Origin of the sequence: Pseudomonas sp. B329, from assembly GCF_023127835.1 — a bacterium.
Lineage (GTDB): Bacteria > Pseudomonadota > Gammaproteobacteria > Pseudomonadales > Pseudomonadaceae > Aquipseudomonas > Aquipseudomonas synxantha_A.
The window spans coordinates 333,692-358,789 of the sequence record NZ_SPKP01000022.1; the positions used below are offsets into that span (position 1 = coordinate 333,692).

30 protein-coding genes and 1 tRNA gene are annotated in these 25,098 nt (G+C 58.5%); 21 read left to right on the plus strand and 10 right to left on the minus strand.

Annotated elements, in window-relative coordinates:
• Positions 1 to 5: 5 nt before the first annotated feature.
• The 8 genes from sctR to E4P00_RS15055 are packed head-to-tail and all read right to left on the minus strand — an operon-like array spanning position 6 to position 7,988.
• Positions 6 to 659: a type III secretion system export apparatus subunit SctR gene (gene sctR / locus E4P00_RS15020; protein ID WP_078820229.1), complete on the minus strand. Its 654-nt coding sequence runs from the start codon at positions 657 to 659 to the stop codon at positions 6 to 8.
• Positions 656 to 1,669 (minus strand): FliM/FliN family flagellar motor switch protein, encoded by a 1,014-nt coding sequence (locus tag E4P00_RS15025; protein WP_032878020.1) that lies wholly within the window; start codon positions 1,667 to 1,669, stop codon positions 656 to 658. Before E4P00_RS15025 ends, sctR begins: the two co-directional genes overlap by 4 nt.
• Positions 1,666 to 2,124 carry a type III secretion system HrpP C-terminal domain-containing protein gene (locus E4P00_RS15030; protein WP_078820228.1) on the minus strand — a complete coding sequence of 153 codons (459 nt, stop codon included), beginning with the start codon at positions 2,122 to 2,124 and terminating at the stop codon, positions 1,666 to 1,668. Before E4P00_RS15030 ends, E4P00_RS15025 begins: the two co-directional genes overlap by 4 nt.
• Positions 2,121 to 2,549, minus strand: coding sequence for a YscO family type III secretion system apparatus protein (locus tag E4P00_RS15035; protein ID WP_032878023.1), 429 nt, complete (start codon positions 2,547 to 2,549; stop codon positions 2,121 to 2,123). The genes E4P00_RS15030 and E4P00_RS15035 overlap by 4 nt, the downstream gene beginning before the upstream one ends.
• Entirely contained in the window at positions 2,536 to 3,894 is a 1,359-nt protein-coding gene (locus E4P00_RS15040; protein ID WP_005784571.1) for a FliI/YscN family ATPase, read from the minus strand. Before E4P00_RS15040 ends, E4P00_RS15035 begins: the two co-directional genes overlap by 14 nt.
• Complete coding sequence (locus E4P00_RS15045) at positions 3,891 to 4,796, minus strand: FHA domain-containing protein (protein WP_216092218.1); 906 nt, start codon at positions 4,794 to 4,796, stop codon at positions 3,891 to 3,893. The genes E4P00_RS15040 and E4P00_RS15045 overlap by 4 nt, the downstream gene beginning before the upstream one ends.
• 37 nt (positions 4,797 to 4,833) lie before the next feature.
• A complete protein-coding gene (gene sctV / locus E4P00_RS15050) occupies positions 4,834 to 6,927 on the minus strand; it encodes a type III secretion system export apparatus subunit SctV (RefSeq protein WP_032878025.1) in 2,094 nt (697 codons plus the stop codon).
• Positions 6,924 to 7,988, minus strand: coding sequence for a TyeA family type III secretion system gatekeeper subunit (locus tag E4P00_RS15055; RefSeq protein ID WP_078820226.1), 1,065 nt, complete (start codon positions 7,986 to 7,988; stop codon positions 6,924 to 6,926). The genes sctV and E4P00_RS15055 overlap by 4 nt, the downstream gene beginning before the upstream one ends.
• Before the next feature lie 263 nt (positions 7,989 to 8,251).
• On the opposite strand from E4P00_RS15055, the gene E4P00_RS15060 reads away from it, so the two are divergent.
• The 19 genes from E4P00_RS15060 (at position 8,252) to E4P00_RS15150 (ending at position 20,318) form a co-directional block, all read left to right on the plus strand.
• A complete protein-coding gene (locus E4P00_RS15060) occupies positions 8,252 to 8,803 on the plus strand; it encodes an RNA polymerase sigma factor (protein WP_078820225.1) in 552 nt (183 codons plus the stop codon).
• A 238-nt stretch (positions 8,804 to 9,041) separates the two neighbouring features.
• Positions 9,042 to 9,118 (plus strand) — tRNA-Met (locus tag E4P00_RS15065).
• A 170-nt stretch (positions 9,119 to 9,288) separates the two neighbouring features.
• A complete protein-coding gene (locus E4P00_RS15070; protein ID WP_248131882.1) occupies positions 9,289 to 10,530 on the plus strand; it encodes a tyrosine-type recombinase/integrase in 1,242 nt (413 codons plus the stop codon).
• Between the two features lie 34 nt (positions 10,531 to 10,564).
• On the plus strand, positions 10,565 to 11,371 hold the full coding sequence (locus tag E4P00_RS15075; protein ID WP_186761707.1) for a hypothetical protein: 807 nt from the start codon (positions 10,565 to 10,567) through the stop codon (positions 11,369 to 11,371).
• Positions 11,372 to 11,478: 107 nt separating this feature from the next.
• The gene (locus E4P00_RS15080; protein ID WP_248131884.1) at positions 11,479 to 11,748 is read left to right on the plus strand and encodes an AlpA family phage regulatory protein; all 270 of its coding nucleotides are present in this window, start codon (positions 11,479 to 11,481) and stop codon (positions 11,746 to 11,748) included.
• On the plus strand, positions 11,749 to 12,117 hold the full coding sequence (locus tag E4P00_RS15085; protein WP_248131886.1) for a hypothetical protein: 369 nt from the start codon (positions 11,749 to 11,751) through the stop codon (positions 12,115 to 12,117). It abuts the gene before it with no gap.
• Positions 12,114 to 12,593, plus strand: coding sequence for a hypothetical protein (locus tag E4P00_RS15090; protein ID WP_248131932.1), 480 nt, complete (start codon positions 12,114 to 12,116; stop codon positions 12,591 to 12,593). Before E4P00_RS15085 ends, E4P00_RS15090 begins: the two co-directional genes overlap by 4 nt.
• Positions 12,590 to 12,853, plus strand: coding sequence for a hypothetical protein (locus E4P00_RS15095; RefSeq protein ID WP_170039428.1), 264 nt, complete (start codon positions 12,590 to 12,592; stop codon positions 12,851 to 12,853). The genes E4P00_RS15090 and E4P00_RS15095 overlap by 4 nt, the downstream gene beginning before the upstream one ends.
• Positions 12,850 to 13,359, plus strand: coding sequence for a hypothetical protein (locus E4P00_RS15100; protein ID WP_248131888.1), 510 nt, complete (start codon positions 12,850 to 12,852; stop codon positions 13,357 to 13,359). Before E4P00_RS15095 ends, E4P00_RS15100 begins: the two co-directional genes overlap by 4 nt.
• A 105-nt stretch (positions 13,360 to 13,464) precedes the next feature.
• Positions 13,465 to 13,752 (plus strand): hypothetical protein, encoded by a 288-nt coding sequence (locus tag E4P00_RS15105; RefSeq protein WP_248131890.1) that lies wholly within the window; start codon positions 13,465 to 13,467, stop codon positions 13,750 to 13,752.
• A complete protein-coding gene (locus E4P00_RS15110; protein ID WP_248131892.1) occupies positions 13,745 to 13,972 on the plus strand; it encodes a hypothetical protein in 228 nt (75 codons plus the stop codon). The genes E4P00_RS15105 and E4P00_RS15110 overlap by 8 nt, the downstream gene beginning before the upstream one ends.
• A complete protein-coding gene (locus E4P00_RS15115) occupies positions 13,969 to 14,850 on the plus strand; it encodes a toprim domain-containing protein (protein ID WP_248131894.1) in 882 nt (293 codons plus the stop codon). The genes E4P00_RS15110 and E4P00_RS15115 overlap by 4 nt, the downstream gene beginning before the upstream one ends.
• The gene (locus tag E4P00_RS15120; protein WP_248131930.1) at positions 14,837 to 16,639 is read left to right on the plus strand and encodes a DUF927 domain-containing protein; all 1,803 of its coding nucleotides are present in this window, start codon (positions 14,837 to 14,839) and stop codon (positions 16,637 to 16,639) included. The genes E4P00_RS15115 and E4P00_RS15120 overlap by 14 nt, the downstream gene beginning before the upstream one ends.
• A 336-nt stretch (positions 16,640 to 16,975) precedes the next feature.
• Positions 16,976 to 17,284 (plus strand): hypothetical protein, encoded by a 309-nt coding sequence (locus E4P00_RS15125; RefSeq protein WP_248131896.1) that lies wholly within the window; start codon positions 16,976 to 16,978, stop codon positions 17,282 to 17,284.
• Positions 17,281 to 17,889 (plus strand): hypothetical protein, encoded by a 609-nt coding sequence (locus E4P00_RS15130; RefSeq protein WP_248131898.1) that lies wholly within the window; start codon positions 17,281 to 17,283, stop codon positions 17,887 to 17,889. Before E4P00_RS15125 ends, E4P00_RS15130 begins: the two co-directional genes overlap by 4 nt.
• A gap of 105 nt (positions 17,890 to 17,994) precedes the next feature.
• Positions 17,995 to 18,375: a hypothetical protein gene (locus tag E4P00_RS15135; RefSeq protein WP_248131900.1), complete on the plus strand. Its 381-nt coding sequence runs from the start codon at positions 17,995 to 17,997 to the stop codon at positions 18,373 to 18,375.
• 11 nt (positions 18,376 to 18,386) lie between these two features.
• Entirely contained in the window at positions 18,387 to 18,989 is a 603-nt protein-coding gene (locus E4P00_RS15140) for a tail assembly protein (protein ID WP_248131902.1), read from the plus strand.
• A 43-nt stretch (positions 18,990 to 19,032) separates the two neighbouring features.
• The gene (locus tag E4P00_RS15145; protein WP_191947012.1) at positions 19,033 to 19,458 is read left to right on the plus strand and encodes a hypothetical protein; all 426 of its coding nucleotides are present in this window, start codon (positions 19,033 to 19,035) and stop codon (positions 19,456 to 19,458) included.
• A gap of 260 nt (positions 19,459 to 19,718) precedes the next feature.
• A complete protein-coding gene (locus E4P00_RS15150; RefSeq protein WP_248131904.1) occupies positions 19,719 to 20,318 on the plus strand; it encodes a hypothetical protein in 600 nt (199 codons plus the stop codon).
• Between the two features lie 360 nt (positions 20,319 to 20,678).
• Here E4P00_RS15150 and E4P00_RS15155 read toward each other — a convergent pair whose 3' ends face one another.
• Positions 20,679 to 21,422 (minus strand): DUF2971 domain-containing protein, encoded by a 744-nt coding sequence (locus E4P00_RS15155; protein ID WP_248131906.1) that lies wholly within the window; start codon positions 21,420 to 21,422, stop codon positions 20,679 to 20,681.
• A 530-nt stretch (positions 21,423 to 21,952) separates the two neighbouring features.
• On the minus strand, positions 21,953 to 22,957 hold the full coding sequence (locus E4P00_RS15160; RefSeq protein ID WP_248131908.1) for a hypothetical protein: 1,005 nt from the start codon (positions 22,955 to 22,957) through the stop codon (positions 21,953 to 21,955).
• Positions 22,958 to 23,693: 736 nt separating this feature from the next.
• Between E4P00_RS15160 and E4P00_RS15165 the strand changes: the two genes are divergently transcribed.
• Positions 23,694 to 23,918: a hypothetical protein gene (locus E4P00_RS15165; RefSeq protein ID WP_248131910.1), complete on the plus strand. Its 225-nt coding sequence runs from the start codon at positions 23,694 to 23,696 to the stop codon at positions 23,916 to 23,918.
• Between the two features lie 754 nt (positions 23,919 to 24,672).
• Positions 24,673 to 24,873 carry a hypothetical protein gene (locus E4P00_RS15170; protein WP_198831416.1) on the plus strand — a complete coding sequence of 67 codons (201 nt, stop codon included), beginning with the start codon at positions 24,673 to 24,675 and terminating at the stop codon, positions 24,871 to 24,873.
• The last annotated feature ends 225 nt before the right edge of the window (positions 24,874 to 25,098 follow it).

The following is a 25,098-nucleotide window of genomic DNA, read 5'->3' on the forward strand; positions in this document are numbered from 1 at the left end:
GCCACTCAGAGATAGGAAAGGAACAGACTGTCGAGCAACCGCGACCAGCCAGACACCAGCACAAACAGCAGCAGCTTGAGCGGCAGGGAAATGGTCATCGGCGAGACCATCTGCATACCCAACGCCAGCAACAGGTTGGAAACAATAAGGTCGATCACAATGAAGGGAATGTAGATCAGGAAACCGATCTCGAACCCCGCCTGCAATTGCGAAAGCACAAAGGCCGGGATCAGCAGGATAAGATCCTCACGCTGTACCTCCTGAGCCATTTTCGCAGGCCACAGACGTGCGGTATTGTCCAGCAGATGGGTCAGCACATCCGGGTCCACATTACGCAACATGAATGCACGCAAGGGGTTGATGGCCTCATTGCCGGTATGCAGAAACGTTTGCACGTTGCTCATGTCCAGAGGCGACGCCTTGATATTCTCGGCGATTTCGTACCCCACCGGCGCCATGATGAACAAGGTAGCCGCCAGAGCGATTCCGTTGATGGCCATGCTCGGAGGTACTTGCTGTACGCCGATGGCATTGCGGGTAATCATCAGCACAATCACGATTTTCAAGAAGGCTGTGCAGACCACCAACAGCATGGGCATCAACGACAGCGCGCCCAGAAATATCGCCAGGACGATCGGGTCCAGCCCTTGAAGTATCATCGACCGAACACCACTCGGGACAACTGCAACCCAAGGCGCCCGTCAACTTCCACCAACTGCCCCTGGCCGATGGGCCGATCGCCATAAAACAGACCCGCCATGCCTGGGGCAAAGCCGGTAATGCCCAGTACCGAGCCGGGCACGAGGTTACGCAACTCCCCCAGGGTCAGGTTCAGTGTTCCGCAGCGTACGCTCAGCGTCATGCTCAATTCATCGAACGGCTCGGGGCCGAATACGTCCATTACGGGTTCATCGTCTTCATGCCCCGAGTGATGAGGTACATCTAAATCTTCGTCCACAGACACGTCCTCGATAGAAGTAAGAGTGAAACGTAACCACCCGGTGTCATCGTCAATGCCGCCATGCAGGCGCTCTCTGCCGACCGACACATAGCCGCTGCCCCGGGCCTGAAAAAAGGTCTGTTCAAGCACCAGCACATCGCCAGCTCGCAGACTGCCGGCCTGTACAATCGGTAACCGCAACCGCCCAAGGGTCACGGCAATTGCCAGTTGAAACGACAACGGCAGCGGCGCAGCCGTGGCCCGCCAGGCCCCCGCCTCGTACAACGCCAAAAAGCTTTCGGGGCTCAACCACACATAACCCTCAACCCACGATGCCCCCAGGGTCACGGTGAGGCGACAGCCAAAGCCTTTTGGTCGCCCGGTGTGTAGCAATCGCACATAACCCAACAGCGCTCGCACTTCGGGGCTCAGGTAATACTGAAACAACGTCCAGAACCAGGAATCCGGTTCGTTGTCGGCCCCTGCAAGGGTCACCGGACATTCACCCAGCAGGCTAAGCAACGGCCCCGCCTTAGCGAGCGCCAGCACACCGCACTGCGTGTCGAAGCACACCACGTCACCGCCAACAGGCGCACGTCCAGGCTCAAGCCGCAATTCACCGGCCTGACCCGCAACATGGAACGGCAGGTACAGGCCGCGGCCCAGCTGGCGGCGCGCGGCAACCCCGTCGCTCTTGATCGAAGGTAATGTCAGTAGCGGTACGATCATGGGTTGCCGACGCTTGGCAGAAGCAGGCTGACCGGCAGACCCAGCGCTTGCGTAAAACGGTCCTCACACTGTTGCCGTACGCCGCTGAGCCAGCGGGCCGTGGCGTCGTGTTCCGCTTCCAATTCAATGGCCCAGCCGCTCTGCTCTCGGCGCACGCTGGCGTTGATCCGTCCCAGGCGTGGCAAGTACAACACTGCCTGCAACGGCCACTGCGAACCGGCCAACACACGAGGCGTCAGTTGTTCGGCCAGCGCCTCGATCATGGCAATACCGGCCGCAGATTTTTTTCGCGACAAGGAGGCGCTCGTCCCTGCGCCCTCCCCATCACCCGCAAACAACCGCGTAAACAGTCGCCCTTGTTCCCACGCAACCATGCCCGCTGCTCCCGAGTCACGCTCTTCGCGGGGCTCACGCAGGGGGGGTCGTTCGGTGGGTTTATTCGCAACCTGGGTCATGTCGGCTCCTGTGCAAGCAAAAGTGATAGCTCCTGTAACTTTTCCACCTGCCGCAGGCATTCGGTGGCTTGCCTCTGGGCACTGCCAACGTGGTGTTCCTTTTCTTGCCGTTGGTTGCGCAGCGCCTCAAGCTGCCCCTCTTCGCGCTGGGTACTGGCGGATAAGGAGCGCTCCTGTGCGTTCCAGGATTTCAGGCCCGCCAAGGTCAAGAGCTGGCCCTGGTGCTGACTGAGCAACTCAGCACTTTGCCGGGCTTGCTCCTGCCGAGTGTGTTCAAGTGCATCCTGGGCCTGCTGGATATGCGCGAGCAGGGCCTGCTGCGCACGCTTGGCCTCACGCAGGGCACGTTCGGCACGATCAGCCCTGTGCCTGCGCAGGCAACGCAGCATCTGCACTTCACCGTGCAGCACATCAGAAGGGGACATAGGTCGTCAGCTCCTTGAGTTGCTCCAGCGTGACGGCCATCGGTGTCGGCTCACGCAAATCCTGGCGCAGGAAACCGTCCACCGCCTGGCGACTGTTCACGGCCAGGTCCGTCAACGCATCGCTGCCAGGCTGGTACTCGCCCAGCTTGAGCATCAACTCGATCTGCTGGTACGCCGATAACAACCGTCGCAACGCCGTGCCCGCCTGAATATCCTCTGGCGCCGCAACGTTGCTCAATATTCGTGAAAGGCTCGCCAACACATCCACCGCCGGATAGTGCCCACGCTCAGCCAATTTGCGCGACAGCACGATATGGCCGTCGAGCAATGAACGTACTTCATCGGCCACCGGATCGTTCATGGAGTCCTGCTCAATCAGCACTGTGTAGATCGCTGTGATCACGCCGTCACGGGTCAACCCGGCGCGCTCCACCAAGCGCGGCAGCAAGCTGTACACCGAAGGCGGCAGGCCTCCGCGCCCCAGGGGTTCGCCGGCAGCCAGGCCGATTTCACGCTGGGCCCTGGCGAAACGGGTCAGGGAATCGATCAGCAGCAACACCCGCTGGCCCTTGCGCCGAAAACCTTCAGCCAGTGCCGTGGCGGTAAAAGCGGCGCGGGCACGCTCCATGCTGGAGCGATCAGACGTGGCACACACCAGTACCGCTTTAGAGCGCAGTTGCTCATCGAGTTCATGGTCGAGAAACTCACGCAGCTCGCGCCCCCGCTCGCCGATCAAGCCGAACACGATGACATCGCATTCGACGTTACGGGCGATCTCGGCCAACAAGGTGGTTTTGCCACAACCGGCCCCGGCGAACAGACCGACACGCTGGCCTTCACCGAGCGTCATCAATCCATCGATGGACCGCACCCCGGTGGCCAGCGCACGGTTGATACGCGGCCGCTCGGTGGGCAAGGGCGCTTCACATAACACCGGGCTGGTATCCGGCAGTTCGGATTCGACAAATGCGCTGGCACCCTGGCCCGTAATCGGCCTTCCGAAACCGTCCAGAACCTGGCCCAGGAGCGCCTCGCTGACTTGCACTCTATGCGACACGCCCAGGCGCTCGACAGGCGCCCCCACGCGCACGCCTTCCAGGTTCCCAAGGGCACTGAGCACCGCATCCTGCTGATCAAAACCAATGATTTCAGCGAGCATGCAGTCACCCGGACCTTTTTCCACCTGGCACAAATCACCGATACGCGCCTGAGGCAGCCGGCACTGCAGCAGCATGCCGTTGACGCGCTGGATTCGCCCGCGCATGGACACCGGCGCAAAGCTGCCGAGCGCCTGGGCCTGGCGTTGCTGCCAGGCGTCCAGACGCGCTTGCTCGGAGGTACTCACCAGTGCACCTCGTAACGCTGTGCGCCATCAAAAACCACTTTGCTGTTGTCGATCAGCACCAGGCGCAAGCCGTCCACCTGATCCCCCAAAAAGAGCCGGCTACCCTCTTCCAGAACCACATGACCGTTAGGTCCGCCGACAATTTGCACGATCCTGAACGGCAAGGCGTCATCTCGCACACGTACACGACTGATCACCGGCACCATACTGTCGAATTGCTCACCAAAGCGGCTGAGCATCCGCGACACCAGCTCCACATCGTCCTGGGAAACATCGCCGTTGAGCACGACTTGACCGTTGATGACTTGCAGGTCGATCCGTTGGCTCAGCTCACGCTCGCCGAGCATTTTCAACAACTGCTGACGCACATCAAACGGTGAGCCCAATTCGTGTTTGCCAATCACCGATGGCATCAGGGAAGCCTGCGCGTCATGCTCCCCTGTCGAAACCATGCCCACCACTGCGATGACTACCGCCACCACCAGCATCAGGCTGATCAACCGCTTTTGCTGCGAGGGTGATATCGACGATAACGGCAGTGTCTGCACAGGTTGTTCCGGTGATGGCAATGCCGCAGATACCGGGGCCTCAGGCACAGGCTCAGGCCATGGATGATCTGCCAAGGCGACGCACAATCTCACGCTACCCACCAGAAAGGGCACGTTCAACGCCAGGCTCGGGATCTGCGCCAGGGCCTGGCCATCAGTCCCGTACACCAACTGCGCCTGGGCCTGCACCGACCAGTTAACGTCGCAAAACTGCAGCAGGGCATGATGCTCGGCGACCCCTGGATCGCTCAGCACCAGGTCAGCGTCCGGCTGGGCACCGATGCTCCATCGCTCGCCGAACAACGGCAACGCAGCGCCCTGGCGCAGCCCATCAAGCACGCGTAACTCATACATCATCGAGCCCTCCTTCGTACTGTCCATGGCTGCGAAATCATGCCGCTGCGCCACGCATCAATGCTTCCTGACCGAGGTCAATGCGCCCCAACACCTTGACCTTGGATGCGCTCCCCAACTCAGCGAAAGACAGCACCGGTACATGGTTGAACTCTTCGAGCAATAGAGTCCGCAAGGGGCTGCGCAAGTCCTGCGCCACCAACATCACGCTTTTGCTCTTGGCCCTCAAGGTAAAGGCCTGATTGAGCAGGTTGATAAACGCCGCGCTGTGATCCTGGTCCAACGCAAAGAACACCCCGGTCTGGGTTTGGCGCAGGGCTTCGCGCAGGATGTTTTCGCTTTGCGCAGACAACAGCCAGGCGTGCAGGCCGTCGGCCTCGCTGTACTGGTGATAGATCTGCGCCTTGAGAGCAATGCGTGCATAGTCGGCCAGGGCTTCCGGCTCACGCTCATGCTGTCCGTACTCGATCAGCGATTCGACAATCAGGCGCACCGCCCGCAGGGGGACACCTTCACTGGCCAGGCGCTGCAACACCGCAGAAAAACGCGACAGCGGCATGATGCGCTGCAGTTCCTGCACCAGTTCCGGCTGATTATGCTCAAGCCAACTCAGGATCGACTTGCTCTCCTGAATCCCCAGGAACTGTGGCCCGCTGAGCATCATCGCCTTGCGCATACGCTCCAGGATCAGGCTCGTGGCGGTGAAGCGCTCCAGTTGCGGATCATCAAGCAGCGGATCGTCAGGGGCCAACCAGAGCCAATCCTGCTCATCGCGCTCAGCCAACCCGGCGATGGCGTGCTCTGGCTCAACCTCAAGTGCCATGCGCTCAACGGCCATATGATTGACCACTGACGCCCTGACCATGGGGACTTCATGCACACAAAAGCGCATCTCATCGGGGGCCAGGGAGTCATCGAGCTCGACTTCGAACGGCGGCAATGTCAGGCCAATATTGGCGACCAGCGAATTTCGCGCCTGGCGAATCCCGTGAATCAGATTCGTCACTTCAGGCGTGCCACGCAGAACAGGGGAAAACTGCAACAGGTAAGGGCGCGACGGGTCAAAGCCGCGCAAGTCCTCTTTACCGTTCTCTTCAGGGCGAACGACTTCGGCGGCCTCGTTGGAAGGCCCTGCCTGGTGTTGACGCTGGCGCACCAGGTAGTAACCCACGCTGCCGGTGATCAGCGCGATCAGGATAAATACCAGGGTAGGCATGCCAGGGACCGCGGCAAACGCAAGCATTCCCACCGAGGCTATCACCCAACTCTTGGGCTCGCTGGTCATTTGCCGGGCAATTTCGACGCCCATGTTACTGACGCCTTTGCGTCCATCCGGCGCAACACGGGTGATGATCATGCCCGCAGTCAAAGAGATCAGCAGCGCCGGAATCTGTGCAATCAGGCCATCGCCGATCGTCAGTACCGAATACAACGCCATCGAATCGCCTGCGCTCAAGCCGTGCTGGAACATTCCTGTGGAGAAGCCGCCCAACAGGTTGACCACGACGATGATCAAGCCGGCGATGGCGTCGCCCTTGACGAACTTCATGGCCCCATCCATGGCCCCGAACAGTTGGCTCTCACGCGACAACTGCTCACGCTTGTCCCTCGCTTGCATGCCGTCAATCAGCCCTGCACGCAGATCGCTATCGATAGACATCTGTTTGCCCGGCATCGCATCCAGGCTGAACCGCGCCGCCACCTCGGCGACCCGCTCCGAGCCCTTGGTGATCACCAGGAAGTTGACCAGGGTCAGGATCAGAAAGATCACCATCCCTACCGCCAGGTTTCCCCCCACCACGAAATTGCCGAAGGCCTCGACGATGTCACCGGCGTCCTGTTCCAGCAGGATCAAGCGCGTGGTCGCAATCGACAGCGCCAAACGAAACATGGTGGTCAGCAACAGGATCGATGGGAACGATGAGAACGCCAGAGGGCCTGGTAGATAAAGCGCCAGTACGATCAACAGGCAAGATATGCAGATATTGAGCGCAATCAGAATATCTACCAGCCAGGTCGGCAGTGGCACGATAAAGATAAAGACAATGGCCATGACCACCACGGCGCCCAGCACTTCTGCGCGCTGTGCCACTTTGAGCAGCAAGCCGTTGATGGTCGACAGCAGGGTCACGTCATAACCCCGGCCAACTCAGGAAAACGCTGGGTACCACCGTCGATCCGGTTCAGCTCGTCCATCACCGCTACAAACCTGAACAAGGTTTCCTCGCGGACTCTACTGTCAGACCATAAGGCCAACGGTAACTGCCGGATAAGAGGGTAAAGCGCGTTGAGAGCTGCCAGTTGCCTGGAGGGCGAACCACTCCCCATCTCATTCCCCAACCGCAGGATTTCATCGGCGGCGATGCCGCTATCGGCGTATCCAAGCAGGCGCTGCAGCAGGGAAACGGCGTCATGATCGATGCCCAGTCGCAGGTTGAACGCCAGGCAATCGGCCAATACGGTGCCCAACTGCCCGCAACTTCGCAGGCCCAGCAGCACAGAACGCAACAGTGGGGTGGGCATCGATGACACCCGGGCCGCGATATCGTCTGCCAAGGCTTTACGCATCACATTGAGCCCTTCATAGAAGCGCTCGCCGCCGTATACGCCCAGCAGGGCTTGCATCATGGTCGCCAGCGATTGGCGCGTGACCACGCTGGCATAGTAGAGCGCGCGGAGCGCCTGGCGTTCCTGCGGGTCCGCGCCGGCTGCTTGCAATGCTACGGCAATGTTCAGGCCAGCCTGGATTTCTCCCTTGAAACGCGCCTCGAATTTGGCAATGGCTGCGCGGGCCAAGGCAGCCTCGGATTTACGCAGTTCAGCGTCCGCCTGGCCTGCCACGTGCTTGAGGACCACGAACGCACGCGCCGGGTCGCCGCCTGTGAGGTCGAGCAATTTGTCGACGCTGGCGTTTTGCAGTAACTGCATCCTGATGCGGCGAGAAACCGAGGCCATGCTCGCCTGGGCCGGATGCCCCAACTGGTCATAAAGCTGCACCAGTTGTTCCGCAGCAGGCACGCGCTGGGCCATCTGCCGCTGGGCCAGCGGAAGTTTATTGAGCTCTACTTCCTGATTGAACAGTTGGGCCAGTTCATCAACACCCTTCGCAGGCGCAGGCACGGCAGTATTGCTGATAACAGGTTGATCCAGGCGTTGGACCGTTGGCACATCGTTGCGCGATTCGACTTTCATGGACAGGCCAGTTCAGGAAGAGTGTGTCTCTGTGTGGCAAAGCCTCCCCATACGGTTCCATTGAAATTCGAGACGACGGCACGTTTGAAAATACTTGCACGGACCTCTAATCCTCACGTGCAAAAGCCTGCGTAAAAAAGCATCAATTCAAGATATTTATATATATAAATTAAGTAGTTACGTGATTTTTTCTGTTTGGCACAAGCAGTGCAATCGGGTTCCTGTCGATACGTTTCGACTGCGTCTACCTTAAGGAAAAAATCATGAATATTCCTATTGAAGCCTTAGTTCACCTTGGTGGCAATTCGCCTCAATTCATGCTTCATCTGACAGACGATCAACAGAAAAAGCTTCGCCGCTTTATTCATAAACGCGTGCTTAACCCGGAAGATGCGGATGATCTTTTGCAATTGACCTACCTGGAAGCCTGGCGTAATCGCGAACGTTTCAGCGGCACCGCAACGCTCAGCACCTGGATGTGTGGCATCGCGCAGAACCTGATCCGCAATCACTTTCGGCGCCTGTATGCCAAACCCGCACATTGCGAATTCGATGAGTCGCTATGGCATGGCCAGGAAGACACCCACAGTCTGGATTGGGAGTTTGAGATCAACCGGCGCCTGGAAAATACCCTGAGCGCTATCGATCACTTGCCGACCGAGATGCGCAAGACGCTGTACGCTTCACTGGAAACCGACGGTAGCTATCAGGACACCGCCGACGTACTGGATATCCCTATCGGCACCGTGCGCTCGCGCCTGTCACGGGCACGCGAACAGCTCAAGCGCGTGACCCACACCCCCCTGCATCGCTAAGCTGAATTAGCCGGGCAAGCGTTGGGCGACAGGGATATCTGCCCAACACTGTCAGACTTGGCCTGATAGACGCCAATGCTCTGCATCTGCCCACCGCTACAGAGCGCATCGGCCAGCGCCCCTCCCTGCCGCCTGTCACCCAAAGCAGTGTTTTCGGTTAAACGGTTGAAAGCGTAGAAAAAAATTCAACAAAAAGACTTGACGCATTGCCGTTCCGAGCGAATAATGCGCGCCACTTGGCTACATAGCTCAGTTGGTTAGAGCATAGCATTCATAATGCTGGGGTCCGGGGTTCAAGTCCCTGTGTAGCCACCAAGTACCTGTTTACAGATGTCTCCATGAGTCTCTAAACAACCTCAAGAAGCCCGCCTAGTGCGGGCTTTCTTGTTTCTGGCTATCTCTCCTTGTATCCCCCTATACCTTCCCTCCGTGTATCCCCCTGTGTATCCTCGACAAATAATTGAACCGAGGGGATACAAGCCAAAATGAAGCGATCCGAGATAAAACGCCGCCCCCTTTCCGATACCGCATTGGCCGGCCTGGAGCCTGATGCCAACGAGTATCGCGAGCTGGACGGGAGCGGCCTTTATTTCCGCGTGAAGCCTGATGGCCAAAAGTCCTGGCAGCTTCGCTACAAGAAGCCCGACGGCAAATGGTCATGGCTTGGGCTTGGCGGTTACCCCGAGGTGAGCGGATCAGTCGCCAGACAGAAAGCTGCCGAATTGCGCACCGACGCCGCCGACGGCAAAAACCCGATCGTTACCAAGCAAGCCCGCAAGAAAGCAGAAAGGGATGTCGCCGGCGAGACATTCGAGCCACTGGCGCGAGAGTGGTACGCCTCTCGCCTCACCAACTGGGACGCGGGCACCGCCAAGCGAATCATCGGCGCCCTGGAGCGTCACGTCTTCCCGGTGTTCGGCAAGCGCCCATACGCCGACATCACACCGCTTGAGTGGATGGAGTTTCTGCGCGGTATGGAGCAGCAGGGAATCCTTGAGCAAATGAGCCGGGTGCGCTCGTACTGCCGAGACGCCTACGACCTGGCCCGGGTAACTGGCCGGGCGACCCATAACCCGCTTGAGGGGCTGCAAAAATACCTCCAGTCAGGCAAGGCCGAGAACTACGCCCACGTCTCACCCGATGAGCTTCCCGGCCTGATCCGCGCCATCGCTGCCTATCCTCACGCTCACGATGTGCGCCTCGGTCTGCGCCTGCTGAGTCTGTTCGCCGTGCGCCCCAGCGAGCTGCGCGAGGCGCAGTGGTCGGAGTTCGATTTCGCCAAGAAGGTCTGGACGATCCCCGTCGAGCGCAAAGGCCGCAAAAAGGGACTTGAGCACCTGGTGCCGCTTTCGTCTCAGGCGATCGAGGCGCTGGAGGAGCTGCGCCAGTACACCGGCAGCTATCCCCTACTGTTCCCCGGCCGTAGCGACCACACCAAACCACGCAGTGACACCGTATTTCTGATGGCGTTGCGCCGTATGGGATATGAAGGCCGACAAACCGGCCACGGCTTCCGGCATATCGCGTCGACGGTGCTCAATGAAAACGGGTTCGACGAGAACCACGTCGAGGCCCAGCTATCGCACAAGAAGCCTGGTGTTGCTGGCGTCTACAACAAGGCCCAGTATCTGCCGCAGCGCACGAAGATGATGCAATGGTATGCGAACTACCTCGACGGCCTGGCTGGCGGCGTGGTTGTTCAAGGGGACTTCGGCAAACGGGCATGACATTCGCTAATGGAATTGCAAAAGGCAGGAATCAATGACCAGTAAACTCACCAGATTCAAATCAGGTTTGCCGCTGGCGCGTGCTGCGCAATGGCTCGAAAGTTTAATAGGTGAGGCCGCAAGCGCTGACGACTTGTTCGATCTCTACCTCGACGGGCATCTAAATATCAGCATCGGCGGCCCATTTACCGGCATGCCAATGGAAGAACCGTACCCAGGAAAAAAAGTATGGACATTGATTCAAGAGCCCGTAGTAGACGGACCACAAAGAATATTCACATTCAATCTGAATGACGCCCTGCAAATGATCGACACAGAACTGGGTGCCGCGCCCGCGCACTGCCTCAACGGTGTCACCTATGCATGGTTTGTGGATCGCAGCGATCATGGCGAAGTCCTAACGTTCGATGAAGCAACCGAGCGGCTGACGCCGATTGAGCCATTCGAGCTAGTACAGGTACACCCCGAAGAGATCCTGCGAATTGCTGAACTGGCAAACTCGTCTCTGCCGTCAACCACCCTGACGCCGCCGCCCAGAGAAAATAGAATCTGGAGCCTCAATGAAAACGACGAGACTGTTTTTCACAAGGTCTCGACAATCAACGGATCACATATCCGCGGCATCAAAGCAAATAACAACAGAGGGGCGGATACCTTATCTAGCTACCCCGTCATCGCGGCCTTGATCGCTCTAATCGGAAAGCCCAGCCGTACCGGCCTCAATCAGTCGGCGATTATTTCCGAGATGCTGGAGACATATCCCCATATGAGAGGTTTCAGCAAAAGGAACCTAGAGAAAATCTTTTCCATTGCCAACAAGGCCATGAAGGACCGTGATTAATCTCGTCGGAATCCGTGATTGCGGTACTAAATTCCGCAATTGCGGTGACCGATAATGAGCTAAAAGCGAACCTGTTTCCCGTCTAAATCAGTATCGGGAAACGCACAATGCACACCATTCACGCACCGCATCAACCTTCTGCTGCCGCCGCGCATAACTTCGACCCGGCGATCACCCTGATTCGCATGCCGGATCTCGAAGCCATCACCGGCCTCGCCCGTCCCACCGTCTACAAGCGCCTAAAAGACGATCCGACCTTCCCCCGCCCTGTGCCACTGAGCAACAGCAAGTCGCGTGGTTCGCCAGTTGGCTTTGTGCTGGCCGAGGTCCATGCCTGGGTGCGCCAGCGCATCGCCTTGCGAGGGGAGGCGGCATAAATGACCGACCAAAAAAAAGGCCAACCCATAAAGGCCAGCCCAGAAAAATCTCACGCCGATAGTACCACCAGCACAGGAAAAGCGCCGACGAAGATCAGCCGCGTCCTGGCGTATCTGCTCCAGGACCGCAGCCTCAATCGCTTCGAGGCCGAACGCCTGGGCGATCACTGCCTCCACAGCACAATCAGCAGCTTGACCCACGGCTACGGCCTGAAGTTCGCCCGCAAGTCCGAGCGCGTGCCGAACCACTGGGGACTGCCTTGCCTTGTGACTCGCTACAGCTTGCCGCCCACCGAATACAAGCGCGCCAAGAGCGTGCTGGCTATGCTCAAAGGCACAAATGCTCCTCGTCGCCCGGTGGCAGCATGAACGCCTCGCTCATGATCGGCGATGAGCGGTCGATAACTTTTGTTGCAAGCAATCGTGCTCGTCGGTATGGTTCGCCCGTCACTGCAAATTCAGTGACCGGGTTTGGTCGCCCGAGTAGATACAGGCGCAACAGCGCCCCTATTACGATTGCAGGCGCTTTTTTTACGCCCGCAGTTTCGTTTTATGGCGGCTGTGCGCAGGACGCCTTCGGGCGTGCCGGATTTCTGTATCTCCGGTCGACCAACCTGCGCACGGCTGCCACCCATTCGTTTGGTCGCGAACGTGGCAGCTCTCAAATTGATACGGGAGCTCCACATATGCACGCCCTCATTCCGCCCGCAATTCGCGCATTTGCTCACCGCCGCATGGCCCTGAGCGCCCTCCGCGCAAACTCCAGCCTCGCAACCCGCCTCAAGCGTTACTCGCACCACATGAGCATTGCCCGCTCCCTAGAGTCTGCCGAGGGTGTGCAATGAATACTCCCGCCCGCACCATCCAAGAGATCGCCCACGACACGCTTGAGGATCTCGAAAGCGCCCAGATCGCCCTGCGCAAGGTTGAGGCCGTTCTCTATGCCGCATTGGCAGACAAGGGCACGAGTCAGCACGTCCGCAATCTGGTAGATGTCGCGTGGAACCTAGCCGCTGACGGCGCCAACACCGCCGACTGCAACCGCGAGGCAATTTCCGCCGCTCTGTCCGGGTGCGCTGGCCTGAACGCCGGGGGTGAGCTATGAGCCGCTCCTACAAGGAAATAGCCGAGACCGGCGTCCAGGATCTGTACGAAGTGACCAGTGCGCTCGAGAGCGTGCGCGCAATCTTCACGCTGATGCTTGAGACCTTCCCCGAAGACAGCACGCCTCACGCCTTCGCGCAGTTGGGCACTATCGAGATAACCGACTGGAACACCAAGGTTTACCAGTGGTGTGAGTGCATGGAAAACGAGCTGGATGATGCGAACGCCGAGGCGCGGAACGCAGCGCCGTTGCCGCACTACCTGCTGGACCAGCGCAGTAACGAGGTGGCCGAGGCGATTTCTGCCGAGCGCACACACGCTACCCGCTGGTGGACGCACTTGAACGAGATGCGGCGCCGCAAGGAACTGCCTGACTGGGTGGCGGCGGGCGTCGGCACGCATGATGAACACGATCTGATGCTGGAAAGCCGGAAGGCCGTCAATCAAGCCCTATTCGGATCGGACGACCTGGGCGGCGCTCAGCAATACCGCGAGGTCGCCCTATGAGCCAGCACATACGTTCACATTCGATCCCTTTTTCAGCCACGCATTTTGTCCAAAGCCGCCGCGTACTCATGCGAAGCGCCGACGCCCTGACCTAAGAGGTTAAGCATGAAAATTCAAAACGGCGCATCTGCGTCGACGGGATCGGCTTGCCTGAAAAAAGCCACCGAGCTGTTTTACGTCACGCACCCGAAGGTGCCCAAGGCATTGCTGGGACTGTTCTTGACCGAGGCCGACGCTGAGTGCGGGCGCGTTGTTATGCGCAGTGCTGACGCCCAGGTGACGGCCTGCCTGGGTGATTCTATCGACGACATTACCCGCTGGCACGGTGTGAACAACGGTCAAGTTTGCCGGGCCTTTGCTGGCGCTGATCGCCGGGAGGTCGGCCATGGGTAACGTGACCCCAATCAAACGCAAGGGCAGTGGCGGCCCACCCGCTGCTGGCGCTCATATCGACAGCGCCAGCTATGTGCTGCTGGTGGAAACCCTGGTCGGCTTCCTGGAGCTGCGTATCTCGGAAGGCGACCAAGGCGGCCATTGTGATGAGCTGGAGCGCCTGACTCAGAAACTGGAGAGCTTGGCCAAGCGGTTTACCCCGCCGAAGGGGGCCGCATGACTGACGCAACGATCCTATTCCGTGATGCGCTCCAGGCCGTCTATGGCCCTCTCGACTGGCTACCAGAGCCCGACGGTGCAATCCACCGGTTCCGTGTGCCGGAGGATAAGCCTGGCTCGCTCAACGGCTGGTATGTGCTGTACCTGGACGGCATTGCATCCGGCGCTTTCGGCAGTTGGAAAGCCGGTGGCGCCAGCACCTGGTGTAGTCGCGAACCGGTGGACGCCCGCGAAGCGGCCCAAATCCGCGTGCGGGTAGACCAGGCCCGGCGCCAGCGCGAAGCCGAGCAACACCGGCGCCAGCAGCAGGCCGCCGAGAAGGCTAATCACTGGTGGCGCAATGCGCGCCGGGCCGCGCCCGACCATCCGTATTTGGTCGCCAAGGCGGTTCGCTCTTACGGCCTGCGCCAGCGTGGCAATGACCTGTTGATTCCGCTGTACCTGGATGGGCGCTTGGTCAACCTGCAACGAATTGCTCCCGACGGCGACAAGCGCTTCCTGTTCGGCGGCCGGATCAAGGGCACCTATTCACCGCTTGGCATCATCGAGCCAGGTTCTGTGCTTTGCATCTGCGAAGGGTGGGCGACGGCCGCCAGCCTCCACCAGCACGGCGGCTACGTCGTTGCCGCCGCCATGAACGCGGGCAACTTGATCCCGGCGGCGATGAGCCTGCGCGCTCGCTACCCGGGCCAGCCAATCGTCATCGCCGGCGACGACGACCGGCTCACCGATGGCAACCCGGGGCGCGCAGCGGCAAACGCAGCGGCCGCGGCAGTGGGCGGCCAGGTGGCTTTCCCTGAGTGGCCGGAAGACGCCCCCAATGAACTGACCGACTTCAATGACCTCGCCAACTGGAAACTCGCCCATGTCCAAGCCTGACACCAACGTGATCAACCTTCGGCCGGACGCCGCGACGATTGCGCCAGATCGCCCCTGCTGGGCGGTGTATGAGCATTGGGTGATCAATGAAAAGGGCCGCAAGCTGCGACCGGGCGTTTACTGGCATAGCTTCAAGCGCGCCGCCGCTGACCAGGACGACGCCGAGGGCGATACCGGCGACCGGCCAATCACCGATGAGTGGATCTCCAGCCCTGTCACAGTCGTCGCCCGCACCACCAACAGCGACGATGGCAGCGAGGGCCGGTTGTTGCGCCTGGTCACAGAGGGCGGCATCAAAGAATGGATCATCGCCATGGAGGTGTTCGGCGGCAGTGGCGAGGACGCCAGGCGCGCCTTGTTCGGGATGGGCGTCATTATCGCCCTCAAGAAACGCGGCACGTTCATGGAGTACCTGCTCGACCAGCATCCTGCAGAAGTGTTTGCCACCACCAGCCGGCCGGGCTGGCATGAGTCGGGCGCGTTCGTGCTGCCTGGGCGAACCATCGGCAGCGCCAATGTGCGATACCAGGCCAGCAGTAAGGCTCAGGTACTTTTCAGCCGGCGCGGCGAGCTGGCGCTCTGGCAATCGGAGGTGGCCGCCAAGTGCGCGGGCAATCCGGTACTGACTCTGGCGATCGGCTGCTCGCTGGCGGGCCCATTGCTGAGTTTGGTGGGCGTGCTGGGCGGTGGTGTTCACCTTGTGGGCGATAGCTCGAGCGGTAAGTCGCTGGCGCAACTGATCGGATCGTCGGTATGGGGCGACCCGGGCGTGTTCGCCGCCAGTTGGGACATGACCAAGGGCGGCCTGGAGATCGAGGCATCGAGCCGCAATGACACCATCCTGCCCTTGGATGAGATCAAGCGCGCCGACCCCAAGCGCGTACAGGAAATGGCGTATTCCCTCGCCAACGGCCAGGGCAAAGGCACCATGACCCGCGAGCGCGAAGGCCGCGCCAAATTGAGCTGGCGCCTGCTGACACTCTCGAGCGGAGAGCGCTCACTCTCTGAACACGCGGCCATATCCGGCAATGCCGCCCACGCTGGCGCCGAGTTGCGCATGGTCGACGTGAACGCCGGTACCCGCACACACCGGGCCTTCGACGAATTGCACGGGCTTGAGGGAGCGGACTTTCACCGGCAGCTCACCGTAGCGGTCGGCGCCCACCACGGCCACCTTGGACCAGCGTTTGTGGAGCACCTGGTCGCCGCCGACGATAAGCCCGGGCTGCTCAGTGACTTTGACGGCATCCGCGCCCAATTCGTCGAGGACAACGCCCAGGCCGGCCGCGTGGCTGACCGGTTCGCCGTGATCGCGCTGGCGGGCGAGATGGCCATCGCCTACGGCCTGTTGCCATGGGAGCCGGGCACCGCCCTCTCCGACTGCCGCTTGCTCTACGGGGAATGGCTCTCCCGTGTCGGCGGGGGGAACGCAGAAGACCGCCAGATCCTGGCCGGCATCATCGATTTTATCGACAAGCACGGCAGCAGCCGATTCTCCGATGTCGACGCAGCGGAGGTGGACGCCAAGGTATTCAACCGCGCCGGATACTGGGAGCTGGTGGCCGGCAAGCGGCTCTATCTGTTCAACAAGTCCGCGCTGATCGAGGCCGCCCATGGGTTCGGCCTCACCCGCGTGGTCAAGGCACTGGAGGTTGGCGGGGCCCTGGCCAAACGCGACACCGACCGCGATAGCCGCAAAACCAAAAAGTACCGCATCCCCGCCGGCGGATCGGCGCGGCTGTACGTGATCGATCCAGAAGCCATGGACAGCGAAGGGGCCGGCGCATGACCACCAAATCCACCAAGTACGAATGCCCGAGTTCACAGGAACCTATAAACGTGGGGAACAGGGGGAACGGGGGAACAGCCAGTAAAACCGTGGGCTGCGGCCGTTCCCCCTTATTGAATGTATGGGGAACAGGGGGAACACAAACATGTTTTTGAATATAAGCGTGTCTGCGTTTTCCAGAATTTGGTTATCACCGTTCCCCACAAAAAAACGTGGGGAACAGAAACCCCCTCTGAAAGCCCCGGAAACATTGGCTGTTCCCACTGTTCCCCCGTTCCCCCGATTTTCTTCTAGAGACACATATGGGCAATGGAGCAATCAGGCCGAGGTGACGCCATGAGTCTCCTTTCCGGCTTGCTCGATCACATGCCGCCAGCCATTGCAGGTATCGACTCACCAATTTTGGGGAGTCAGCCTCGCCCACGCCTGGTGCTGGCCAACCCTGTCGAGCGCGCTCCCCGACTCATTACAAGCCCACACGCAAGCGCCGCCACTGCCACGCCCGAATGGCGACAAGCCCGTGACCACTACCTCAACCACATCATGGTTTGTCGGAGCTGCTACGCGCCCACCGGCCGCTATTGCACGGCTGGCGCCCACTTGCGCGCCAGCTACGACAACACGCCTATGGAGGCGCACCAATGACGCCCAGCCTTATCACCCGCTTGTGCAACATCGGTATGAAACCCGGCATCAGCGCCGCTACGCAGCTCATCACCACCCGGCGAATATGTCGCGCCATTGCTGTCCAGCTCGACGTTATCCGCGGTGAACGGCGAGCCCTACGCCGGCAAGCGGGAAAGCTGAAAGCGTTTCTCCCATTCACCCGGCAGACCATTGCGGAACTGGAGGAGCAGGCCAACGAACACCAGGAGGCTACCCGCAGCGGAGCGTGGAGCGCACTCGCTGGGTTTGGCAAATCACTAATGTTCGACCGCGAGGGGCTGGCGCAGGCTCTGGGGTTCGACCAGATGTGCGACCTGCTGGGCGTCAACCCAGTACATCGCCATCGGGCCAGCGCAGACGGTGACACCAGCCTTCGCGGAGTGGCCTACCTATCCCAACTGGAGGACAGCGCCGACCGCAAGAGCGACGAATGGGGCGCCGGTGGCCCGCTGTATCAAGCCTGCCACGCCGCCATGATCCGGTTCATCAGGGAATGCCCAGAAGATCAGTTGCCCGACCCATTCGCCCCTGGTGCGCCGTTCGGCCCAAAGCTGCCGCCAGCCCTGAGCATCGTCGGCAACTGACCATTTTCCGCGCCACGTTTTGCGAATCAAGAAAACGTGGCGCGACACCGAGTAACACCACCGGGCAACTGCCCATGACAGGCGCCAGCGGCGCATAGAGGAAACATGACAGACCAAAACAGCAATACAACGGGCCAGGTGCCCACGTACCTGGAGCGCTTCGCGGAGGCGTGCAAAATCATGGATTTTGCCGTTGCCCCAAACATGAATGGCGGCTACCTCGTCTGGGAAGTGCAACACGTCCGCGACGGGCAGAAGGTGACCATCGACGGGCCATTTTTCACAGAGGATGAGGGAAGGATCTCAGCCGACCTATTGCGCGGAACATTCCGTGGGGCTCGCGCCTACCAGGCGATCCATTGCTGGGCGTGGAACCCTGAACCACGCCGCGAAAAGGCTATCCGTGACGACGCCATGGCATCCCGAATGATGCTCGCCATGCAGATCGGCGCCGAAGTACCAACCCACACCACCAATGCAAAGTAGGAGAAAAACCCATGGCCGCATCAGTGATCGAATACACCCCTGTCATCAACTTCAAGCTTCGCGGTGCCCTTCGCCAGTTCGGCAAGTCCTATCCATTGGCCGTGCGCACCCCAGCGGAAGCCGTCAAAGCCTTGTGCGTTCAGATCCCCGGATTTGAGCGCTATATATCGAACGCCAAATCCAGGGGCTTAGAGTTCGCCGTGTTCCGCGAAAAACGGAATATTGGCGAGAAGGAGTTGAACTACAACGGAACCGGCGACATCACCATTGCACCAGTGATTACAGGTAGTAAACGCGCGGGTTCGCTTCAGACAATCGTCGGCGGGATATTGATTGCAGCAGCATACGTGCTGTCTTTCACGCCGTTCGCTGCTGCGTCACCTTTTCTGTATTCGGCAGGCGCTGCAATGTCCATCGGCGGCATTATCCAAATGCTCAGCCCACAGGCTGGTGGTCTCAAGACCAGCGCGGCACCGGAAAACGTGCCCGGGTACGCATTCGGATCAGCGAAAAACACCACTGCCTCGGGCAACCCGGTACCGCTTTGCATTGGCCACCGACGGTGGGGTGGCGCGATCATCAGCGCCGCGATTTATGCCGAGGATAAAGTCTAACGTTAGACGGTGCTATTGTTGCTTCTCATGAAAAGGAGCTCTCATGCTGAAGATCGCTGCAACGACAGCACTATTTGCCGCCCTTCTGGCAGGCTGTGCCACTTCCCCGGTGCCAATCAAAAACGCTGTCGCGGTACCGCCTGAAAGGGTTCTTGCATACCAGAAAGACGTGCCAGGCACAGGCACGTTGTCGGTGACCCGCGACTCGGGCCATACGGGAAGCCTTTGCTCGGTTGGCCTTTTCGTAGACGGAAAAGTGGCGGCATTACTCAACCCTGGAGAGAGGGTTTCCCTCCACGTCCCAGCAGGGTCTGTTGTTGTCGGTGCGGCATACCAAGGAAGCGGCATCTGCGGGATGGGCGCGGACAGACAAGAGCGAGAGGCAATCGTCAGTGGCGGAAAGGTGAAAAACTACCGAATATCAACAAGCGGTGACGGTGTTTTAGACATTCTCCCCACCACGCTGTAGCGAAAAGATAGGGCCGCCTTCGGGCGGCTTTGTCACGCTTTGAGACAGACGATATGGTCTCACTCAGACCAAATCGTCTGTTTCGCCGACCGCATCGCTGAACCGCTGGTAACCACGGCGGTAACCACCAAAAGTAACCACCGCGCCGCCCGCTCTTAAAATCTAGAGCCGTCGCGCTATCCCTCCCCGGGCCGGCTATGCTCGCTAATCAATCAGGTCAAACCTCCACCAAAACGAGCTAACCGATAGAGAGATTCACCATGGATAAAAGCCGAGACGATTTTTACAGGTTCGATGTCGAGCTATCTGACCGCGAGACTTTCTTCGTTGGCAAAATCGTCGCTCTGTGGGGTGCGCTTGAACATGAGGTATTTACCCAGACACTGCTGAAATTTTGCCCACCAGATGAAGAGAACGCAGCCTTACCAAAAAAAATGAATAACGCGCAGTTTTCCGAAGTATTGAAACTTTGGAAAACGCATGTTCTCGACAACGCGCCAGAGGAGCATGCTGAAATTTTGAAAGAACAATATGAGGAAATAAATCGCCTCGGCGAGTACAGAAACGCTCTGGTCCACGGCATGTGGGACTGGCAAAAAACTAACCCAGCGATTATCTCAACCATTCGCGTACACAAGAATGCGGTGGTAGAAGCACACTTCACGGTAGATGACTTGCAAAGCTTCTACGATCGCCTAGGACGACTGAATTTTATGATCAGGTACCCAGGCGGAGTGGGGGATATGATGCGCGCGCGAATGCAGGACGGTGGCTTTTACATCAGTAGAAGAGCAGCTAGCATTTTTATGGACAGCTCAGTCGCTGACGACCTGACTCCTAAAGCTGACAATACGAAGTAAACCGCTCATATGCGATTCTCGACATTCTCTAGATGCACCTCTCAACGTACGACCGCCTACCTTGACAATTGTTAACAGGGTGGCGGGTTGGCCAACCTCCCCCAAGGGCTAACTTTTACTAACAGGCGGCGAACGTGGCCACCGGCTCCAGGTCGATCTGATCTCAACATTTCTCAACATCGCGCCAGGCCCCGCACTCGATTCAATGTCAGGTTTTGTAAGGTTCTGGTGCGCGCTTGATGTCAAGTTTTGACAAGTTCTTGCCCTGAAAAAAGGTTAAGTTTTGTTAAGTCGCTGGCGCTGACCAAAGGGCAGAAATCGGCCAAAAGCAGCCAGATGACTGCCTGTATTTAGGCCGCATCAAGCGGTAGGTAGTTCGAACCCAGTGGTATCAAATCGCTCTGCATGTAGATCCCAGGTACGGCGATCTTGATAGCAAAGGTAGATCTCATATTTTGGGTGTTTTAAATGAACTCGTGGTAACAGGCCGTCATGATCATCTATTAGGGCAGGAAAATATTTGGCTCCTAGGTAGACAGCTTTAATGGCGGAGCTAGGTATCTCGAAGTCTTGATGTCGCACTTGTGGCGTGTAGTCAACGCGGCGTGCCACCCTGATTTCCTCTTCGTATGACCAATGCAAGGATTTGTGAAGGAACAGTTTTTCAAGCATCCGTCTGTCGTGCTGTGCCGTGATTTCGTCGTGGTAAGGGAGATGCTCACCATCCACGATAGGTCTGACGGTCGTGTAGATCACGTTGCCGGAGTTGGCAGAGATGATGTTAGCCTCTGTGCTTTCAAGGCCCGCCTCTTCGGTATCTATAGCTATCACGCCTCCCCTGTGGTTCTCGCCATAGTGCGCCCACATCAGAGGGTTGAGCGGATTTCGAGTTAGGGAAAGGATGCCTATTCCATTTCTGATCATGAAAAGTTTGTCGGCATTGGTCGAGCCAACGGGGCGAATGTTCAACCCTTCCTTCGTCAGCTCTGCGGCGGCTGCGCAGTCGAAGGGATCGTTAAAGTTGGCCGGCTTCGTGAACCTGATCGTTCGTAGGTTCAGGCATGCGTCCAGCCCTTGTAGGGTCATGTATTTGTAAACAAGCATCGCAGCTCCTTTATGGCTGATTCGGCTACAGGATCTAGGAGTGTAGGAAATAGAACGTTCGTCAATATTCGCTTCCGACGAAGAGCAGTTCGCCAAGAGTATGTAGGAAATCAGGGACAACTCAGACGGCAGGCTAAGAGTGACCAGGCGCGGTGACCACCATCAGTGACCAATTTGCAGAACAACCCCACGGAAGGCTGGCTCCCAGTTCCCGCGGCGTGTTTCACGCAGTTCGTCGCGCACGTTCGTCGCGCACCTGGTCGATGCGCGAAGCCCTCCCCGGCAAGGTTTCACGCACCCTTCACGCAGCATATTCACGCACTGGGCCGCGTGATGCCCTGGAGGCCCGCAGATGCTCAAGCCTCAGCGACGGCCTCTGGACTGCGCAGTAACTGCGCAAATTGCGCACAGGAAGTACGCAGCTCAGTACGCACGTTTGGTACGCATTCTGGTGCGTACTGGAAGTAGGTTCGCACTGAGGTTCGCACCCACCAACGCGCGAACCTAGCACCTTCGTAATGACTGCCAGCTTAAGGGCGTGTCCGCATCCGGCTCGTGACCTTTTTTAAGTCGAAACTCCTCATTCGGCACTCCTCGAGAAACTCCGCGAACTGATCCATGTACGACATCGCTACTGCTTCTGACGGCTTGGGGCCAGCCTTCAAAACGATCGACATCATCCGGCTCATGACTTCACAACCGTACTTTATAAACTCCTCCTCCGGCAGCACTTCAAGGTACCGGTTCAGCCGATACCGATGCTCAATGTGCTCTTGCCTAGTTTTCGGGGGAGGCGCTGACGGCTGGTCAGGCTCGAACTTTAGGGAATGAATATTTTGCGCTGTGGTGTACCGGTGCCCCTGCGACTGAGCCCACGATTCAAGAAACTCGTGTATGTCCTTTTCTACTAGATGATGGCGATGGGGATTGCACTCATTGTAAATAATGAACGCGGGAACCATTCGGTCTTTGAGATTCTTGACTCGATAAGTCGTCTGGATGAGCACAACGAAATCGATGTGTGAAAACCGGTCCGATCGTTTCTCGCTACCCCCTTCGAGCCAGAAGTTAAAGCGATCTACTAGCTGGGAGACCGGAATGCTTTCAACGGTGTCGTTCAGCACGAGTAAAATGCCTGGCGTCTCTGGGTTCAGACCAAGATGTTTCTTTGTCGACTCGATCTGATCTCGCGCTTTGCGACAAACGCCTTCAACTACCGTTGTGGCCTTCGCGAAAATCCGATTTATGGTCGCCTGGCCGTCTGGCATTGCCTTGATGGCAGCTTCCAGATCGTAGTCGCCAAAGATAAGCGGAAAGTCGTCTGAATCCATCGCTGCTTTAGCCTGGCTGAAAATCTTATCTTTTGGGTCAATCTTGAGTGTCTTCAGCTCAGTTACAGCTCTACCGTGAAAGAACAGGTAATCAGCCATTTTCACATTTATCGGCTGGTCGACGTGCCCATCCAATGGACGTACATGATCCTGAGTCTCTAGGAAACTGATCATGCGAGCCTCAATGTCTATCGTCTGATCCATGTTTCGTCCTCTTTCAATGTAGCCAGACTCTAGTTCATGCGAGATGCGTTGGTGCGCATCCATTTCATGCCCAGGGCGCACTTTCGGTTCTTAATACCGCTTGCAGTAGCCATCTGGCGGTAGTTACGCCCTGAGAATTCTTATGCTGCAATCAGATGGTTTCCACTTAGGTTTCCAGGCTTTTGCAGTGCTTTCCACTGGCAACCTAGCTAGACCCAGAACAAAACCCTAGAAAGGGAGCGGGTGGTCCGTTGCGCACGATTCGACCCTCGCCAGCGGGGAGTGTTGAATTCAACACACCGTGTAGATCGCAACACGCTGGCGCCGACTATTACTTTGACCACACTTTGACGGAATGCGAGACAGGCATCAGACCAAAACCACGCTGGGTGGGCGGCTGAGGCTTATCGCGTGACCAGCCCGTCAAACAAGCGCACCTTGGCCGCTGATACCCCTGACAGCCCCCAAACGGATACAGCGCTTTCGGCCCGTCTACTTTTACCTGGCCTTTACCGAATCGCTGGCGAATGTGAGACAGGCATGAGACGGATTCGGCGAGCGTGGCCGCCTGAGAACCCGCAGCGGCCAATGCGGGCGGGGCTCAGGCATTAGATGCGGGGAAATCCCGTATCACATCGCCAGGCCACTTTGCCGCCGGCAGACGCAAACCACGTAAAGGTGATTCCGGGCATTCACAGCACCGGTGCTACGCTCTCCCGAAACACGGAGAGCCACCATGACGGAAACCAAACTGATCGCCAGCCTGTTCGACCGCCTCAATCAAAACCAGCTCGCCCTGGGCGCCGCAGTGGAGGAGCTTTCCAATTGGGTCGAACAGCGCGGATCGGCAGACATTGCCAACAACGTGCGCGGCGCGCTAGAAACGCTCGACGAGAACCTGGTGTTCATTCGCCAGGGCATTGCAGAGCTAACCGTCGTGGGCAGTCTGGGGCAGTCGTGACGCAGGCTAGGATTCTGGACAGACTCTGGACGGCTGGAGAGGCCGCAGTTCTTCCGGCCCGGCCCGCAGGCCAAAGCCAGCTAGGGCTGATGGCAGATCGGGCGTGCGGCCGGATAGCTACCTCGTCCAGAAACAGGGGCGAGCCGCGACATTCACTGACAGGAAATCCTTGACCAGCCTTGACGAAATTCTTGACAGGTCTTGACGAAATTCTTGACAGGTCTTGACGGATTTATCTGGCGCCACCAGTGGTTGGAACGCTGAAAGCCACGCAGGTCAAGGCTTTGCGAGCATTCGTGCTGCCTGACCAGCACCAGCCCCGTCTAAAATTCGGGAGGCGGCCGTCAAGGTGGGGGCTCGATCAATATCCTGGCGCGATGGGGTGTTGAAATACCGGGCCAGAAAAATGCTTAGCGCGCCAGGCAATACTAGACAGGCTCTTGACGGATTTCCGACGACAGAACACGGGCCAGTTGCCCGCAGCCCAAGCAATGCGCCGCTTCCAGCGTTAAAGGTGGCGTGCTATTGCTTGATGCTCGTCAAGTATTTTCCGAGGCTTCCAGCGACCTGACAGCAGGTCGGAGCAGGTGGTGAATGAGCTGCTCACCCTGGAGCGGAAACCGGTCGGCTCGCCAGCTTGGCCATCCCCCGGATTCCAGGTAGCTGCTCACGCTCCGCTGGTAATATCTGCAGGTCATCTGCTGGCCCCGCCTCATTCCGGCGCCAGCATCAACCGCGCACCGAGGATAGAGCCGTGTCCGTTATTGACTGTGATTATCTACCCGCCGACAAGGTGGTGTTTCCGCCGGAGCTGGCGCTGCTGATTGTCAGGAAGGCCAGCGCATTGGCGGCGGCATTCGAGGAGCAAGCCCTCGATCAGCTCACCAAGGACGCCCGACGCGCACTTTCGCGGGGAACTGAGCCAAGACGAGTCATCAGGGAAATGCGCTTGTAGGCGGAAAGTGGAACTGTCGTGGCCTCGGTAGTTTTTCAAGTACCTGCCATACCGGAATGGGAGGTCAGCCATTGCTGGCTGACTTGAAGGCTGACGCCGATCACTACGCTCAGAGGCGTCATCATCCCGACGTGCTGAAAGCGTGTCCTAGCCGTAGAAACCCCGCTAACTACCGAGGTTTCTCACTTAATCATTACTCATTTTTGAGTTAGCTTAAGGCTGAAT

What these genes read in the sequence shown, in the direction of transcription:
- sctR (WP_078820229.1), bottom strand. Translation starts at nt 659, where the DNA reads ATGATACTTCAAGGGCTGGACCCGATCGTCCTGGCGATATTTCTGGGC.
- E4P00_RS15025 (WP_032878020.1), bottom strand. Translation starts at nt 1,669, where the DNA reads ATGATCGTACCGCTACTGACATTACCTTCGATCAAGAGCGACGGGGTT.
- E4P00_RS15030 (WP_078820228.1), bottom strand. Translation starts at nt 2,124, where the DNA reads ATGACCCAGGTTGCGAATAAACCCACCGAACGACCCCCCCTGCGTGAG.
- E4P00_RS15035 (WP_032878023.1), bottom strand. Translation starts at nt 2,549, where the DNA reads ATGTCCCCTTCTGATGTGCTGCACGGTGAAGTGCAGATGCTGCGTTGC.
- E4P00_RS15045 (WP_216092218.1), bottom strand. Translation starts at nt 4,796, where the DNA reads ATGTATGAGTTACGCGTGCTTGATGGGCTGCGCCAGGGCGCTGCGTTG.
- E4P00_RS15055 (WP_078820226.1), bottom strand. Translation starts at nt 7,988, where the DNA reads ATGAAAGTCGAATCGCGCAACGATGTGCCAACGGTCCAACGCCTGGAT.
- E4P00_RS15060 (WP_078820225.1), top strand. Translation starts at nt 8,252, where the DNA reads ATGAATATTCCTATTGAAGCCTTAGTTCACCTTGGTGGCAATTCGCCT.
- E4P00_RS15070 (WP_248131882.1), top strand. Translation starts at nt 9,289, where the DNA reads ATGAAGCGATCCGAGATAAAACGCCGCCCCCTTTCCGATACCGCATTG.
- E4P00_RS15075 (WP_186761707.1), top strand. Translation starts at nt 10,565, where the DNA reads ATGACCAGTAAACTCACCAGATTCAAATCAGGTTTGCCGCTGGCGCGT.
- E4P00_RS15080 (WP_248131884.1), top strand. Translation starts at nt 11,479, where the DNA reads ATGCACACCATTCACGCACCGCATCAACCTTCTGCTGCCGCCGCGCAT.
- E4P00_RS15085 (WP_248131886.1), top strand. Translation starts at nt 11,749, where the DNA reads ATGACCGACCAAAAAAAAGGCCAACCCATAAAGGCCAGCCCAGAAAAA.
- E4P00_RS15090 (WP_248131932.1), top strand. Translation starts at nt 12,114, where the DNA reads ATGAACGCCTCGCTCATGATCGGCGATGAGCGGTCGATAACTTTTGTT.
- E4P00_RS15095 (WP_170039428.1), top strand. Translation starts at nt 12,590, where the DNA reads ATGAATACTCCCGCCCGCACCATCCAAGAGATCGCCCACGACACGCTT.
- E4P00_RS15100 (WP_248131888.1), top strand. Translation starts at nt 12,850, where the DNA reads ATGAGCCGCTCCTACAAGGAAATAGCCGAGACCGGCGTCCAGGATCTG.
- E4P00_RS15105 (WP_248131890.1), top strand. Translation starts at nt 13,465, where the DNA reads ATGAAAATTCAAAACGGCGCATCTGCGTCGACGGGATCGGCTTGCCTG.
- E4P00_RS15110 (WP_248131892.1), top strand. Translation starts at nt 13,745, where the DNA reads ATGGGTAACGTGACCCCAATCAAACGCAAGGGCAGTGGCGGCCCACCC.
- E4P00_RS15115 (WP_248131894.1), top strand. Translation starts at nt 13,969, where the DNA reads ATGACTGACGCAACGATCCTATTCCGTGATGCGCTCCAGGCCGTCTAT.
- E4P00_RS15120 (WP_248131930.1), top strand. Translation starts at nt 14,837, where the DNA reads ATGTCCAAGCCTGACACCAACGTGATCAACCTTCGGCCGGACGCCGCG.
- E4P00_RS15125 (WP_248131896.1), top strand. Translation starts at nt 16,976, where the DNA reads ATGAGTCTCCTTTCCGGCTTGCTCGATCACATGCCGCCAGCCATTGCA.
- E4P00_RS15130 (WP_248131898.1), top strand. Translation starts at nt 17,281, where the DNA reads ATGACGCCCAGCCTTATCACCCGCTTGTGCAACATCGGTATGAAACCC.
- E4P00_RS15135 (WP_248131900.1), top strand. Translation starts at nt 17,995, where the DNA reads ATGACAGACCAAAACAGCAATACAACGGGCCAGGTGCCCACGTACCTG.
- E4P00_RS15140 (WP_248131902.1), top strand. Translation starts at nt 18,387, where the DNA reads ATGGCCGCATCAGTGATCGAATACACCCCTGTCATCAACTTCAAGCTT.
- E4P00_RS15145 (WP_191947012.1), top strand. Translation starts at nt 19,033, where the DNA reads ATGCTGAAGATCGCTGCAACGACAGCACTATTTGCCGCCCTTCTGGCA.
- E4P00_RS15150 (WP_248131904.1), top strand. Translation starts at nt 19,719, where the DNA reads ATGGATAAAAGCCGAGACGATTTTTACAGGTTCGATGTCGAGCTATCT.
- E4P00_RS15155 (WP_248131906.1), bottom strand. Translation starts at nt 21,422, where the DNA reads ATGCTTGTTTACAAATACATGACCCTACAAGGGCTGGACGCATGCCTG.
- E4P00_RS15160 (WP_248131908.1), bottom strand. Translation starts at nt 22,957, where the DNA reads ATGGATCAGACGATAGACATTGAGGCTCGCATGATCAGTTTCCTAGAG.
- E4P00_RS15165 (WP_248131910.1), top strand. Translation starts at nt 23,694, where the DNA reads ATGACGGAAACCAAACTGATCGCCAGCCTGTTCGACCGCCTCAATCAA.